The 14,806-nt window shown below is 62.5% G+C and carries 14 protein-coding genes; 1 reads left to right on the top strand and 13 read right to left on the bottom strand.

Annotated elements, in window-relative coordinates:
• Positions 1 to 71 precede the first annotated feature (71 nt).
• Positions 72 to 2,015, top strand: a complete 1,944-nt coding sequence (locus ACVCL9_RS02405; RefSeq protein ID WP_447099265.1) for a CocE/NonD family hydrolase — start codon at positions 72 to 74, stop codon at positions 2,013 to 2,015.
• Between the two features lie 45 nt (positions 2,016 to 2,060).
• On the opposite strand, the gene ACVCL9_RS02410 is transcribed toward ACVCL9_RS02405, so the two are convergent.
• The 13 genes from ACVCL9_RS02410 to ACVCL9_RS02470 form a co-directional block, all read right to left on the bottom strand.
• A complete protein-coding gene (locus ACVCL9_RS02410) occupies positions 2,061 to 2,537 on the bottom strand; it encodes a GNAT family N-acetyltransferase (RefSeq protein ID WP_447099264.1) in 477 nt (158 codons plus the stop codon).
• Positions 2,538 to 2,686: 149 nt separating this feature from the next.
• Positions 2,687 to 3,085, bottom strand: a complete 399-nt coding sequence (locus ACVCL9_RS02415) for a hypothetical protein (RefSeq protein ID WP_447099263.1) — start codon at positions 3,083 to 3,085, stop codon at positions 2,687 to 2,689.
• Positions 3,086 to 3,333: 248 nt separating this feature from the next.
• Positions 3,334 to 3,633: a hypothetical protein gene (locus ACVCL9_RS02420; protein ID WP_447099262.1), complete on the bottom strand. Its 300-nt coding sequence runs from the start codon at positions 3,631 to 3,633 to the stop codon at positions 3,334 to 3,336.
• A 103-nt stretch (positions 3,634 to 3,736) separates the two neighbouring features.
• Positions 3,737 to 4,339: a hypothetical protein gene (locus ACVCL9_RS02425; RefSeq protein ID WP_447099261.1), complete on the bottom strand. Its 603-nt coding sequence runs from the start codon at positions 4,337 to 4,339 to the stop codon at positions 3,737 to 3,739.
• Between the two features lie 575 nt (positions 4,340 to 4,914).
• Positions 4,915 to 5,679 carry a hypothetical protein gene (locus ACVCL9_RS02430; protein ID WP_447099260.1) on the bottom strand — a complete coding sequence of 255 codons (765 nt, stop codon included), beginning with the start codon at positions 5,677 to 5,679 and terminating at the stop codon, positions 4,915 to 4,917.
• Positions 5,680 to 6,486: 807 nt separating this feature from the next.
• On the bottom strand, positions 6,487 to 6,951 hold the full coding sequence (locus ACVCL9_RS02435) for a GNAT family N-acetyltransferase (RefSeq protein WP_447099259.1): 465 nt from the start codon (positions 6,949 to 6,951) through the stop codon (positions 6,487 to 6,489).
• A gap of 59 nt (positions 6,952 to 7,010) precedes the next feature.
• Positions 7,011 to 7,352, bottom strand: a complete 342-nt coding sequence (locus tag ACVCL9_RS02440; RefSeq protein ID WP_447099258.1) for a hypothetical protein — start codon at positions 7,350 to 7,352, stop codon at positions 7,011 to 7,013.
• 73 nt (positions 7,353 to 7,425) lie between these two features.
• Positions 7,426 to 7,764 carry a hypothetical protein gene (locus tag ACVCL9_RS02445; RefSeq protein ID WP_447099257.1) on the bottom strand — a complete coding sequence of 113 codons (339 nt, stop codon included), beginning with the start codon at positions 7,762 to 7,764 and terminating at the stop codon, positions 7,426 to 7,428.
• 760 nt (positions 7,765 to 8,524) lie between these two features.
• Entirely contained in the window at positions 8,525 to 8,959 is a 435-nt protein-coding gene (locus tag ACVCL9_RS02450) for a hypothetical protein (RefSeq protein ID WP_447099256.1), read from the bottom strand.
• A 740-nt stretch (positions 8,960 to 9,699) separates the two neighbouring features.
• The gene (kynU, locus tag ACVCL9_RS02455; protein WP_447099255.1) at positions 9,700 to 10,977 is read right to left on the bottom strand and encodes a kynureninase; all 1,278 of its coding nucleotides are present in this window, start codon (positions 10,975 to 10,977) and stop codon (positions 9,700 to 9,702) included.
• A 95-nt stretch (positions 10,978 to 11,072) separates the two neighbouring features.
• Positions 11,073 to 11,588 carry a hypothetical protein gene (locus ACVCL9_RS02460; RefSeq protein WP_395117465.1) on the bottom strand — a complete coding sequence of 172 codons (516 nt, stop codon included), beginning with the start codon at positions 11,586 to 11,588 and terminating at the stop codon, positions 11,073 to 11,075.
• The gene (locus ACVCL9_RS02465) at positions 11,585 to 12,619 is read right to left on the bottom strand and encodes an amidohydrolase family protein (RefSeq protein WP_395117467.1); all 1,035 of its coding nucleotides are present in this window, start codon (positions 12,617 to 12,619) and stop codon (positions 11,585 to 11,587) included. Before ACVCL9_RS02465 ends, ACVCL9_RS02460 begins: the two co-directional genes overlap by 4 nt.
• 114 nt (positions 12,620 to 12,733) lie before the next feature.
• Complete coding sequence (locus ACVCL9_RS02470) at positions 12,734 to 14,794, bottom strand: FUSC family protein (RefSeq protein ID WP_447099254.1); 2,061 nt, start codon at positions 14,792 to 14,794, stop codon at positions 12,734 to 12,736.
• Positions 14,795 to 14,806: the final 12 nt, after the last annotated feature.

Consider the following 14,806-nt stretch of genomic DNA (forward strand, 5'->3'; position numbering starts at 1 on the left):
GCACTTCGGAGTTGAATCCGCCGTCCGCGGCAGATTTGCGGACACGACCATCATCACGGGGGACCCTGGACATGAAGAAGACCACGCTGGGCGCGGCACTCGTTTCGCTTGTCTGCCTCTTGTCAGCCGCCGCGTTCGCGATGCCTCCGGCGGGCCAGGCTTCGGCGAAGGTCACGCCCGACATGATCCAGACCGGGTCCGACATCCCGCCCGACTGGAAGCAGCCGCACGGCAACTTCGACTACATCAAGCGCGACATGATGATCCCGATGCGCGACGGCGTGAGGCTGCACACCGTGATCCTGATCCCGAAGGGCGCGCACGACCTGCCGATCCTGCTTGAGCGCACGCCGTACAACACCGACAGCTTCGTGACCGGCAACAGCCCGCACATGGCCGACGCGGTGTGGTCGGGCGACAAGGACTGGGCCGACGGCAGCACCATCCTGGTCTGGCAGGACGTGCGCGGCAAGTACGGATCGGAAGGCAACTATGTCATGACGCGCCCGCCGATGGGGCCGCTGAACCCGACCACCACCGACGACACCACCGATGCCTGGGACACGATCGACTGGCTGGTGAAGAACACGAAGGAATCGAACGGCAAGGTCGGCATGATCGGCTCGTCCTACGACGGCTGGACGGTCGCGATGGCGCTGCTCCACCCGCATCCCGCGCTGAAGGTCGCGGCGCCGGAAAGCCCGATGATCGATGGCTGGATGGGTGACGACTGGTACCACTACGGCGCCCTGCGCCAGGTGAACCTCGACTACTTCAGCGGCCAGATGAGCAAGCGGGGCGAGGGGAAAAACATCCCGCGAGAAAGCTACGACGACTACACCAATTTCCTCGATGCGGGCTCGGCCGGTGCCTACGCCGAGGCCAACGGCTTCAGGCAATTGCCCTGGTGGAATCGCTTCTCCGCCCACCCGGCCTATGACGCCTTCTGGCAGTTGCAGGCACTCGACAGGCTGCTCGTCGCGCATCCTTCCAGCGTGCCCACGATGTGGCTGCAGGGCCTGTGGGACCAGGAGGACATCTACGGCGCCGTGCATGCCTGGGAGGCGCTCAAGAGGGCCGGGCACGGCGCCAACAACCACCTTGTCATTGGGCCGTGGTGGCACAGCCAGATCAACCGCGCCGGCTGGAACATGGGGCCGCTCAAATGGCCGGGCGACACCACCGCGCAGTTCCGCCAGAACGTGATGATCCCCTGGTTCAACCACTACCTGCGTGGCACCCCGCTGCCCAAGCCGCTGCCAGAAGCCATGATCTACAACGCGGTCGGGCAACACTGGGACAGTTTCGCGAACTGGAAGCCGGCCAGCGAGCAGTCGCTCACCCCGCTCTACCTGCAGGCAGACATGGGCCTCGGCTTCCAGCAGCCGACCGGCGGCAGCGACAGCTACGTCTCCGACCCGGCCAAGCCCGTGCCTTACCTGCCGCGCCCGATCCCGCAGAAAAACGACCGCTGGCGCACCTGGCTGGTCCACGACCAGCGCTTCGCCGAAACCCGGCCCGACGTGCTCACCTACGTCACGCCGGTGCTGACCCGCACCGTGAAGGTCCAGGGCGCGCCGGTCGCCGACATCTTCGCCAGCACCACCGGCACCGACGGCGACTTCGTGGTCAAGCTGATCGACGTCTACCCCGGCACCGATCCGACCGATCCCGCGATGGGCGGCTACGAGCTGCCGGTCTCGCTGGACATCTTCCGCGGCCGCTATCGCAGGAGCTTTGCCGACCCGTCGCCGATCCCGCCGAACCAGGTGCAGGAATACAAGTTCCGCCTGCCGACCGTGAACTACGAGTTCAAGCCCGGCCACCGGATCATGGTGCAGATCCAGTCCAGCCTGTTCCCGCTCTACGACCGCAACCCGCAGAGCTACGTGCCCAACATCCTCTTCGCCAAGCCATCCGACTACCGCAAGGCCACGGTGACGATCGAGCACGGGGGCGATGGGCGCAGCGCCGTGCTGTTGCCGGTGATAGCGGGGGTGGCCAACGGCGATTGACCCGAACCTCGATCCGCTCTCGCCGCATCTGCCTGACGAGGAAACTTACGCGGCGTCGATCGGCTTGAACATGGTGATGTCCGTTTCCACGAAGCCGAGCTTGACATACAGCGAATGGGCCGCCTGGTTATGGCCGAAGACGTGAAGGGCGATTCCCTCCAGGCCAAGATGGGCGACTTTCTGCTCGAGCGCGGCGAATGCACGTGCCGCGTGGCCTTGGCGACGATATTGCGGAGCGATGACGACATCGTAGATGTAGGCTACCCGACGTCCGCCTCGCTCCTTCACCGCGAACCAGAGGGTCCCCACCGGCTCGTCGACGGGTCCGGTTATGGTGAAAAGGCAGTTGTCGCGCGTCGCCGCTCCCTGGGGCAAAAGCTCGTCAAGCTGCGTGCGCGCGCGGTCAACCGCGTTCTCCGGAGGCCAGTCGCCCGACCTCACTTTCTCTTGCGCATAGCCAGGAATCACGGCGTCACGCCAGGCTGCGAACTCGGCTTCGGTGATTGGACGCAAAACCGGCATGTCGCCCCCCTTGCGCGGCGGATTCTACCTCACGGACAGTGGGATCAACGCCAGGAATTTCCGCTCCCGCGCCTCGGTGAACTGTCCGTCTGACGAGGTGGCGCTTCTTCCGCTTGGACGAATTGTTAGGCATTACGCCAATGGCGATATTACGATCCTGCGCTGTTCACGCGTCGCTTCAACACCAATTGAACGGTAACGTTCGAAAAAATAGTCTTAATCTTTTCAGACATTTCTGGATAGTCAGACGTACTTATTGGTGTGCCACGAAGATTAAGCTCCGTATAGGCATCAATCTCAGAAGTGCAGCTCCCGACAGCTGCGTGCCCAACTGTCTCAGCACTAGATACCCCGTCGTCAAATTGTGGAATAGCTGCTTTGATGCAGTTCATAGCATTCGAGAGCGCGTAATCAATGTCTTGGCTGCTCGGCTTGTTGATCGCTTGCTTTGGCTCAGTTGCGCACGAGGCCAGAATAAGCACCACGCTCGTTACGAAGACTACGCGGCAAGTGGCCGAGATGAACGTGCTTATAAATTTATGATTCATGGAATCCCGCCCTGAATTGGTGCCTAACGAGGTTGTAGAAAAAGTCCTTGGTCAAGAAATTTGCCGATTTCCGGGGGTACTTCGACCCCTCCCAAGGTGCTGCGCGTCGATTCTAGCGCCTCCTGTGAGGGCGATTTTCGGCGCCGCCGCGATCAACTTGGCAAACCGACTTTTTCTACAACCTCAACGCTTGAGTTAAGCGGCGGCGAAGCCGTCCGCCTTGAACGAACTGTTAGGCAGCCTGTAGCTCACCTGAGCTGCCCTGTGATTGCTGCAAGCAGCAGCGTACCGCCAACGCACACTACGAAGATGCCCAGTGATATAAAACATTTGCGACGATACCGCAGCCCCTCCTCAGTGAGCATGTCGGAGCTAAGTAGTACGTTGGCAGGATTCCATAGCGTGTCGCGACCCCAGAGCTTGATGCCCGGACGAGCGCAGCGAACGGTCTTGATGGCGTAGACGACACACGCGAGCAAGGTGATGAGAGCTGTGAGCCAAACGGCGACAAAAACTGCAAGCGCCGCACCCACAAAAATCTGGGACATTCCTGTCTCCCTGCCTAACGCTTGAGTTAAGCGGCGCGCGGCTTTTCGCGCGTCCGCTTGGACGAGTAGTTAGAAACCACCTCCGTCGAGTCCAGCTTGGATACTACAGTGACTTGTCAATGAAATTACGCTGTATGTCGCCAAGGACATCTGCTCGATACGTTGCAATGAGGTGCTGATACGACTCCGATATGGCGTCACGAGTAGTTGCCTTACCGACAATTTTCATCTCGCGATCCACTGGGTAGCTTGCAACCACGGCACCGTCTTTACGAACTTCGAGGGACAGCACAACATGCATAACAAAGTCCCTATCACGCGTCGCAGTTGCTAAGCCAACAAATGGTATTCGGTCGGCTACGCCCATTGTCCAATAAGCATCGGCTTTTCTGATGGTGACAAACACTGATTTATCTTCGGTGCCTCCGATGCTTAATGTCTCTGCGAGTAGCAGCTTAATGTCTGACTCGACTGTTGATTGCGGTGAAACTGCTGTTTTTATAGGGATGAGGGAGTCACTGAACGGATGATTTTGTAGCTCGGCGTCGGCTGCGCGATTTATGACCGTTACGCTGGCGACCCGCTTCGGTGTGTTCGAAGTGCTTGGCGTCGGTTGGTATTCGGAGCTGGACAGATTAACTTGCAGCGGCGCGCAACCTGTTAAGCACAGCGCAACAAGCGCCAGCAATGTACATGCTTTACCCATGACTCCCCCTAAACCTGTGACTTCCCAGTGGATTCTAACGCTGGAGTTAAGCGGCGCCGGAGGCGTCCGCCTTGAACGAGTGGTTAGGCGCCGCGAACCAAATAGTTTGCCGATGACTGAGAGTGCTTTGACAGTGTGGACAATGAAGAATGGGTAGGTCTTTGAAGAGTGCCCAAGCGTCCGCTAATGTGCTGCCCGGCCACCAGAGCGACGTAGTGTCTGGACATGCCGACAAGCCGCACCGCTTTTTGCAATGGTTGCAGATCACGTCTTCGAAGTGGACGGGATAATGAATGTCGTTAAGTCGCAGAAGAGGAATAGACCACCATTTGCCGTGATGCCACGAAGCTCCGAGGACCGCACATGACACATGACTGTAGCGATCAAGCCAAGACGAAATGCCCTCAGGTGAAACCAGAGGCGAGCCACTGAGCTGCCCTGAAGCGATTGCTTCACGCCATTGCCCTAAGGCTGGTATGGCGATTTCTGCTCCCCCGATCTTCACGTGATCCATGTGCAAAGCCTAACACCTGAGTTAAGCCGCGCCGCGAAGCGGCGTCGGCTTGGACGAATTGTTAGGCGGCAACCCGATGCTGTGCAACGCGTGCTGGTGCCGCTAGCTCAGCGACCTCTCGGACTTGCGCGGCTGGGAGGGCGATTAGCAAAATTTCGTCGCTTCCGAACTCTGCGGAAGCCACTTCCAGCCCGCTGTTGCCCCCGTGCGCGGCCCAAACTGGAAGGCTCTGCAGGGCTGCGAGTTGCTCTTGCGGCGGGCACTTCCAATCAAGCACCGCAACACAGTAGATGCGATCCATGGCGTGAAAGAGCGCGTGCCACTTTGCGGAGTGGTCGGGCGCGCTAGCAACTGCGGCCCGCGCAGCGGGCGCCAAGCCTTGGCCACCCGAAAGGATCGCTTCGGCCCGGCGCAGATCCGCATCCAAGGCGGGCTCAGGAGTGATCTCTGCCGCTTGTTCCAAAGCTGCCAGCGCGGCGTTTAGCCGCGGAACATTGTGGGCTTCAGCAGCGGCCCGCAGTGCGGGCAGAGCACTCAGGGCAACGTGGGCATTTCCCGATTCCGCGTACGCAACAGCAGCATCTGCGGCAGCCAGTGCATGCTCTTTGCCCAGCTCGAACCAGCGACGAAGGACTGCGCCGCTTGCACCAAGTGCATGGAGCAGCTGCCCCCAATCTTTGGCGATCGGTGAAGCGAGGTGGCTCTCTAGCCAAGCGATAGCGTCTTCCGGGGACATAGAGCGCAGGTCAGACAGGACACCGGCTTGGCCGATGAATGAGCTGCGCCGCGCGGCTGCCAGGCCTTCGATTCTCTTCAACGACTCCATGTTCTCTCCATTGCCGCCTAACGCTTGAATTAAGCGGCGGCGAAGCCGTCCGCTTGGATGAACTGTTAGACGGCCACACCTTGCACCGCCGGTGAACAGCACCATAGCGCTGCTTGGAAAGCCAGACAACGCCGCCGCCGTTGTGGCCTGCGCACGATGAACAACCCGCCTGCCGACATGCACCACATCACGGGAAGCCGCGCGCGCCGCGATGAACGACGCAACGAAACACACCCCCGCGCGCATGCCGCCGCCAACCACCTAGCGCACGAAAACCCACCGCGCAGGCCAGCCCGCACCACCGAACGCCGCCAGCCGAAGCGACACCGCGAAACATGCCGCGCGCGACACGACGACAAAAAGCATGAAGCTCTTGCCGCCTAACGCTGGAATTGAGCGGCGGCGTAGCCGTCCGCCTCGAATGACATGTTAGAGCGCGTGCCCATCGACCTGCCAAATGTGCTTATACCAGTAACCAACCAGGCCAAGTGGCAAGAAGAGGAACTGGAGCACCCAACTAATGCGTTGCCCCGGTGGGACAGTTGAACGGTTCCGAAGATGCCAAATGAAGAAAGCGGCAATTGCGAACTGAAAAGCAACGAGGGAAAGTACTAGATAACCCACGTTGTCCTCGAGCCAAGGGTGACCGCCCACTGGATTGGAGAGCAGTAGAAAGGCAAAGATCTGGCCCAATAGCAGCGGGAGGAAGCTGGCGATGGGAAGGAAAATTTTTGTCGCCTGAGACATTTCGGAGCGCTCTAACGCTAGAGTTAAGCGGCGGCGTAGCCGTCCGCCTTGAACGAACTGTTAGCTTGCTTTGGCAGCATGCTTGATGAAGCGGCGCTCGTCTAGCGAATACCCGACTGCTTGGTAGAACGCATGCGCAGCGAGACGGTGATCGCCGCTCGTAACCTCCATGCGCTGAGCACCCTCGCTCCACGCCCACTCCTCAGCTGCCGCAACGAGTGCTTTGCCTACACCTTTGCTGCGGGCCTCAGGACTAACTGCAAGTGAGGTGATGCGACCTAGTAGACCTGGAGCATGAAAGAGAGGCAGCAAATGCACGCTAACAACACCCAGCAACGGTACATGACCGGCAACCGAAGTGACGAATACAGCGTCCACGTGGCTCTTGGAAAATGAGGCAAGTCGTTCGGTAACGAGACTGGCCGAGGTGCCGTAACCAAGAGCAGAAAGACACGCGGCGATTTCAGTAGCGTCGGCAAGCTCCGCACGACGAACCTTGTGATTGGACATGGCGATGTCAGTCATGCTTTAAAAGCTAACGCTTGAGTTAAGCGGCGGCGAAGCCGTCCGCCTTGAACGAGTGGTTAGCGCCCAACATACAGGGCGAGGTTTTTTTTGAACACACCCCAGCAGAAGGCTAAGCCACAGAAGAACAGCACCAGATTGAGCGCTAGCATGATGAAGAATAGCTCTGGCTGGGTAGCGAGGCTGTAAACATGCCCCTGATGTTTGCCGAATGAGACTTCGCCAACAGAGATCGCATGTGTGGTGTAACCGACGAGGAGAATTGCAACGCTGATGCCGAAGTAGGCTGACGACAGCATTTCACGCAAAGACTTCCGCTTGCTCTGTGGCACCCAGAAAGGCGGAACGAAGGTGACTGCGAGAAGCCCTGTAAACCACAAAATTAGAAGTGTCGCGGACATGGGCGCTAACGCTGGAATTGAGCGGCGGCGCAGCCGTCCGCCTCGAATGACTGGTTAGGCCCTACCTTACAGCCTATTTGTTGAGGCTTATAGCAAGGCCGGAAAACAACAACACCATGAAGCACGAAAGGCCAAGCAGCAGTCTTTTGCGTGCGAGTCGGTACGAAGAAAGCACAAGAGGGTTCAATGCTTCAACTGAAACTTTGCCAGACTGGATGGCTTGGAAGGCCCGATAGTTACCGTTGACAGGAGACAGCGAAGGACGACCTGTCGCGAGCAATTTCTCGTAGAGGCCAGGATGAAATTGCCTGAACTCCTTTCCGAAGCGATGAAGCGAAATGAAGTACATCGCATACAACGGCAGAATGACCGCCAAAGCGAGCAAAAAAATTGCTGGGACTATAAGGCTCATTTGCACATGCAGGCCTAACGCTGGAATTAAGCGGCGGCGAAGCCGTCCGCTTGGATGACTGGTTAGACGGCGCCACGTTGCGCCGCCGCTGGCAAGAACGATAGCGCCACCCAAAAGGCGCCACAACGACCGAAGAGGTGAGGGCCTGCGCGCCGCGCCCGAACCGCTTGCGGTAAACCTAACGTAGCTGGAGATCGCGCGCCTGAGCTGCCTGGAAGAACGAAAGCTTGGCTGCGCGCGCGACCTGCGAAGGACGAGCCCAGCGCCGGTGAAATTGGAACGCAGGCCAACCCGATGGACAACGAAGCGCAGATGCGCGAGCGGAGCACGAGGCCCAGCGCAAACCGGAAAATTGCTCTGCCGCCTAACGCTGGAATTAAGCGGCGGCGAAGCCGTCCGCTTGAATGACTGGTTAGGTGCCGCGCGGCACCAGTGGGACGAGAAACGCATGAATTGCGAACATGCATGCAGCACCGACAAATAATGAAGTGGCGGTAAGCCACCAGCCCTGAGACACGACGAGCCCTGCAAGGACGATGCTAAACAGAAACGGGGTTACAGCAAGCATGGCTGCCGGATGTACAGAGACTGGCTTGTGGCAAGACCGGCAAGAAGCCGTAAGGATGGGTCCCAAACACGACTTCCGGAGCTGGGACATAGCTTGCTTGTGACAGTAGGGACACTCGACCATGTTTGTCTTGACACCTAACGCTGGAGTTAAGCGGCGCGCGGCTTTTCGCGCGTCCGCTTGGACGCATAGTTAGGTTGCGCCACCCACGCTTTGCAAAAGAAGTTGCTCTACATCCGGCATTCTGTAAAGACGAGAAAGCTCAAGAGCACTCTGATCTGGGCCGCCGAACTTGGGATTTGCGCCTGAGCGTCGAAGCAAGCCTATTGCGTCGTGAAGTTGCCGCTGGCGTTCAATGCTTGGGTTCTCGCCAAGCTCGTGAACGGCATATGAGAGTGCTGTGCCGCCAAGGACCGTAGGCGCGTCTGGATTGAGTGTGCGCTGTAGAAGTGCTGGGAGAAATACTGTGTTGTACAGAACCGAAGCGTGCAATGCGCTCCAGCCGGAAGACTTGTCGATACGATCGGGTGGAACACCGAGTGTAAGTAGCTGATGCACGCGCTCCTCCTCGCCATCCTTGATAGCGAGCACAAGGTCCATGAGCAATGATTGATCGAGTGGATCCATTCGACGCCTAGCAGTGTTGGACAAGCAACCTAACGCTGGAGTTAAGCGGCGGCGAAGCCGTCCGCCTTGAACGATTGGTTAGGCCGGGTGTTGCAACTGGAAGTACAAAACGTAGGCCCACAGGAACAGTACTGGAACAGCAAGCCAGCGAACAACCGAAACAGCTTTGAGAATTGAAGGATCATCGATGAGGCTCGGCCGGGCTTTGCAAATAAATTTGAGCAACGCCCATGATGAAGTCCAATCAGTAACTGGTTGAAGCCGGCTATGAAGGGCAGGCAGCAGGCCAGAAAAGCGTGAATCCACTTTTTGGTAGAGCGCGACTGCCAGCCATAGCCATAGTAGCCAAAGGGCTACGAGAGCAATTGACGCAAGTACGAATCTATCGTGCATGAGGCCTAACGCTAAGTAGACCCCAAAAATGGGGTGTTGCTCGGAGTATGCGGCTCCACTTTCCATCGTTCAAGCGGGGGATTTCTGCGACGGATCATCCGGTTGCGCCGCGGTGTGGGGGCGGGTACGGGGTTTGCGGCTCGGTGTTATCCGGCACATTTGAGGGTGTATGAGTTACACCCTCGGGAGTGGGGGTGTAACGGGGACGAAAGTGCCGGGTTTTCGTGTGGTGGGGCGCCGGATTTTCGGGCGCGGTCTGGCCAGCGGGCCAATGGGGGCTTGCGGTGCGACATGCGCCTGGGTCGCCGGATCGCGTCGGGACCGGCAATCATCCGGTAGCGGTCGGGTCAGCCGCCGCGACTCCACTCGCGTGCCGCCTCCGCAAACGCCACGCAATCCGCGAAGCGGTTGTACAGCGGCGCGGGCGAGATGCGGATCACGTCGGGTTCGCGCCAGTCGCCGATGACGCCGTGGGCCATCAGATAATCGAACAGTGCGCGGCCGCGTTCGCGGCCGTCGATCACGCGGATGGAGAGTTGGGCGCCGCGGCGTTCGGGGTCCGCGGGGGTGACGACCTGCAGTACGTCGGCCAGTTGCGTCTGCACCAGCCATTCGAGGTAGCCGGTGAGCGCCAACGATTTTTGGCGCAGAGCATCCATGCCGGCGCGGCGGAAAATTTCCAGCGACACGCGCAGGGGGGCCAGCGCCAGGATCGGCGGGTTGGAGAGCTGCCAGCCGTCGGCGCCGGGCGTGGGCACGAACCGGGGGCCCATCTGGAAGCGCGTGGTCTTGTCGTGGCCCCACCAGCCGGCGAAACGCGGCAACACGGCCTTGGCGTGGCGCTCGTGCACGAAGGCGCCGCCGACGGCACCGGGTCCGCTGTTCAGGTATTTGTAGCTGCACCAGATCGCGAAGTCGGCGCCGCTGTCGTGCAGTTGCAGCGGCAGGTTGCCGACGGCGTGGGCGAGGTCGAAGCCCACGGTGCAGCCGTGCCGATGCGCCAGCGCGGTGATGGCCTTGAGGTCGAACGCCTGGCCGGTGCGGTACTGCACGCCGGGCAGCATCACCAGGGCGATGCGCGAGCCGTGTTCGGCCAGCACGCGTTCGATGGCGGCGGTGGAAACAATGCCGTTCGGCTCGTCGGCTTCCAGTTCGATCAATGCCGTGGAGGGATCAAAACCGTGGAAGCGGATCTGCGATTCCACCGCGTAGCGATCGGTGGGGAAGGCGCCGGCCTCGATCAGGATCGCCGGGCGTTCGGCGGTGGGGCGGTAGAAACTCACCATCATCAGGTGCAGGTTCACGCCCAGGGTATTCATGGCCACTACTTCGGTGGGCAGCGCACCGACCACGGCGGCGAGGTCGTCGCGCACGAACTCGTGGTAGTCCATCCACGGCAGGCGACCCTTGAAGTGGCCTTCCACGCCCAGCTCGCCCCAGTAGTCCAGCTCCGCGTTGACCGCCTCGCGCACGGCGCGCGGCTGCAGGCCGAGCGAGTTGCCGCAGAAATAGGCGCTGTCGCGGCCTTCGTGCGGCGGGATCAGGAACTCGTCTCGGAACGCGCGCAGCGGATCGGCGGCATCGCGGGCGGCGGCCCACGCAGCGGTGGGCTGGTAGTCGGGCATGGTGGTGTCCTGTTTCGGTGGGAGCGGCTGGCGCGCTTTTCGTCGGCGCGACGGAGAGCATCGTGCGCGAGCGCGCTCCTGCAGGGGTTGCGGATCTATTTCAGTTGGACGGCCAGTGCATCGCAGCCCTTGTCGAAATCGGCCTGCCATGCGCTGCCGGCCTGGGTGCGGGTCGGGCGCACGCAGCGCAGCTGGATCGCGTAACCGTGCTTGAACCAGTAGTGCTCGGTGTAGCTGAAGGCGGTGCCGTTTTCCTGCGCGGTGTAGAGGTTGCTGTTCGGTACCGGCGGCACCTTGTCCTGCTGGTAGCCGGGCAGGGCCAGCGCCTTGGCCGTGGCCTGGGCCATGAACTGGTGGAAGCTGCTGATGTCCGGCACCCGGGTGACGGTGACGGTGACGCGGGCCAGGCTGCTCTTGCCGGTGGGCGAGGGGTCGGGCACCTGGAACACCTGCGCCTCGGGGTCGCCTTCGGTCTGCATGATCGGGAGCCAGTTGGCGGGCGTGTCGAAGGTGATGTTGCCGCCGGCCATGCTGACTTCCGCGGCGTGCGCCGTGCCGGCCAGCAGCAGGGTGGCGACGAGCGCCAGTGTGGTCGTGCGAAGCAGGTTCATGCGGACTCCGGTCGAGAAGGGTCGGGGGCAAAACGATGCCTGGGCAGGCCCAGCCACTCCAGCGCGGTGCCATGGAACAGTCGCTCGCGCCCGGCCTCGTCCAGGCCGAGCGCCTCGATGCCGCTGCCCGGCACCTGTTCGCCCAGCGGGAAAGGATAGTCGGTGCCGAGCATGACCTGTTCGACGCCGGTCACATCCAGCAGGTAACGCAGGGCATCGTCGTCGTGCACGCAGGAGTCGAAATAGAAGCGCTTGAGGTATTCGCGCGGGTTGCGCGGGTTGTCGGTGGCCACCAGATCCGGGCGCATGCGAAAACCGTGCTCGATGCGGCCGATGGTGTACGGAAAACTGCCGCCGCCGTGGGCCAGCATCACGCGCAGCTTCGGCAGCCGCTCCAGCACGCCGCCGAAGGCGAGGCAGCAGGCGGCGCGGGACTGCTCCGCGGGCATGCCGACCAGCCACGGCATCCAGTACTTGGGCATGCTGGCCATGCCCATCATGTCCCATGGATGCACCAGGATCGCCGCGCCGAGATCGGCGGCCGCCTCGAAGAACGGGAACAGCTCAGGCGCATCCAGGTTCCAGTCGCCGCAGTGCGAGCCGATCTGCACGCCTTGCAGGCCCAGCTCGTCGATGCAGCGCTCGAGTTCGCGCACCGCCAGCTCCGGCGCCTGCAGCGGCACCGTGCCGATGCCCGCGTAGTGGCGCGGGTAGTCGCGGCAGATGCCGGCCATGTGGTCGTTCAAGTGGCGATGCAGTTCCAGCGCCTGGTATCCCGGCGCCCAGTAGGAGAACAACACCGGCACGGTGGAAATCACCTGCACGTCGACGCCGAAGCGGGCATAGTCGTCGATGCGCGTCTGCGGGTCGAACGCCGAATCCCACACTTCGCGAAAGAAGCGGCTGTCCTTGTAGATGCGGTGGCGACCGTCGGTATGGGTCATCACCGGGAAGCGGTCGTCGCCGTACTTGGCTGCCAGGTTCGGCCAGTCGCGGGGCAGGATGTGCGCGTGGGTGTCGATCTTGAGCATCCGTGCAGTGTAAAACCTCCGGGCGCCGCCGTCGCCTCACTGGTTTTTGCGGGAGCGCACCTTGTGCGCGAGCTCTTTCGCCACGGGAGGATCCAGCGCGCGCAGGGTGCGCTTCTACCGGTCGGGCAGGGCCGGCTCGGGCCGGTGGCGGTTGATGACGTGGGCAAGCGTATCGATGTTGTCCACCAGGCGATCGCTGATGCGGCCCAGCAGGTCGACACTGGCAGCGTCCGCGCCCGCAGTGCGGCGAACCAGCGCGCGTTGCGCGGCACGCAGGTCGGGCAGCCCGGTGAGCGGTGCCTGCTGGCGCAACGCGTCGGAGATGGCATGCAGTGCGCGGATGCATTCCCCGATAAAGTCGGCCAGCCCGGTCGACGGCGGCAACCTGGCGAGGTCGCCCAGCATCGCTTCCAGCGTCATCGCGGTGCGCGCCAGCCGGTTGCCGTTGGCGAGCAGCTGGCGTGCCAGCGCCAGCAACGCAGGAGGCGTCGCCGGCTCACTGCGCATGCGCTCGATCGACGCCTGCGCATTGATCCGGGCCGTGCGTGCGGCGGAGCGAATTTCGCCGCGCACCACGCCGCCGCATCTGGCCAGGTGGCCCAGGTAATCAGCATAGGCGTCGAGCATGCTGGCCAGGGCCTCGCGCGCGCGACTGCGCTCCCAGGTCGGCCACGCCACGTAGGCGAACAGGGCGATGCCGCAGCCCAGCGCGGTGTCGATCACGCGGTCGAGCACCGCGGCATCGGGCGCCACGCCCTCGAACGAAAGCAGGATCACCACGGTGCCGGTCAGTGCGGCCACCGCGATGCCGTAATGCGCGCCGGCCAGGTAGCGGAACGCCATGCACAGCACGGCCATCAGGGCGAGATGCGCCCATGGCTGGTCGGGCGTGATGGACAGCAACATCGTGGTAAGCACCAGACCGAGCACGGTGCCGAGCACGCGCAACAGGCCGAAGTTGAAGGTGGCGGCGAAATCCGCGCGCAGCACGATCGCCGCCGTCATCGGCACCCAGTAGCCGTGCGGGAGATCCAGCCAGCGCGACAGCGCCAGCGTTGCGGTGAGGCACACTGCCATGCGTACGGCGTGGCGGAACGCCACCGAGCGCGGCGTGAGGCTGGCGCGCAGGGTGGCCCGGATCGCCGTGCTGCGCAGGGTCGCCGGCAGGCGCGTTTCCGCTGCGCTGGCGCGCAGCTCGCCGCGGCTGCCGGCCCAGTCGGCGTTGCGCACGGCTGCCGCAAGCTGACCGATCAGCGCATCCCGATGCGGCGCCAACCCGTCACCCTCGTCGTGCCGCGCGCGCAAGGCCTGCAGCAGCGTGTCGGCGCGTGCGGGCGAATCGCCGTGCTCCAGCGCGTCGGCAATCGCCGCGAGCACCTCGGCCGCGCCATCCCGGAAGCCGGCCTGCAAGGCAGGGCCGGCATGCAGCTCGGCGATGGCGGTGAGTTCCAGGCGGATTCGCTCGGCCAGTTCCAGCAACACGCCAAAGGCTTCCATCGCGCGCCCGTGGGCGCGGTGGCGCCCCAGCAGGGTCTGCTGAAGGGTGGTCATCGCCTCGGTCAGCGCCGGCACGTCTGTCGCGTCGTGGCGGGTTTCGCGCGCCAGCGCCGCCAGCCCTCGGTACACCTCGACGAGGGCGTGGCGCTCGGGCCAGTAGCGTTGCAGCGGCCATGCCGCCAGCGAGAACGCGGCCAGCAGCAGGCCGCCGGCGAAGATCAGCGCTGCGCCGCCCAGTGCGCCGGGCAGCGGCTGCGGGGTGGCGGCGGTGATCACCAGCAGGATCATGCTGGTCATGCCGGCGCGTGCCGTGTCCGGGCCGAACACCACCAGCAGGCCGCCGAAGAAACCGAGCGCCGCCGTAATCGCCAGCAGTGGCAGCAACTGGTCGCCGAGCAGGAAACCCGCCAGCGAGGCCAGGCCCGCGGCCAGCGCGTTCAGCAGCAACTGCCGCAGGCGCTGGCGATACGGCCCGGGCTGGTCGGAGAACATCGCATTCAACGCGCCGCTGGCCACCGCCAGGCCGATCGTCTGGTGGCCCGTCGCCATGCCGGCAGCCAGCGGCAGCACCACGGCAGCGGTGTTGCGCACGACCACCCGCCACGGCACGTTCGGCCGCTTGACCTGGGTCAGGCTTTCGATCGCGTGGGCGCGCAGCGAATAGCTGTTGGAAGACATGGAGAGGGCGCC

This window comes from Rhodanobacter sp. UC4438_H5, assembly GCF_052978405.1.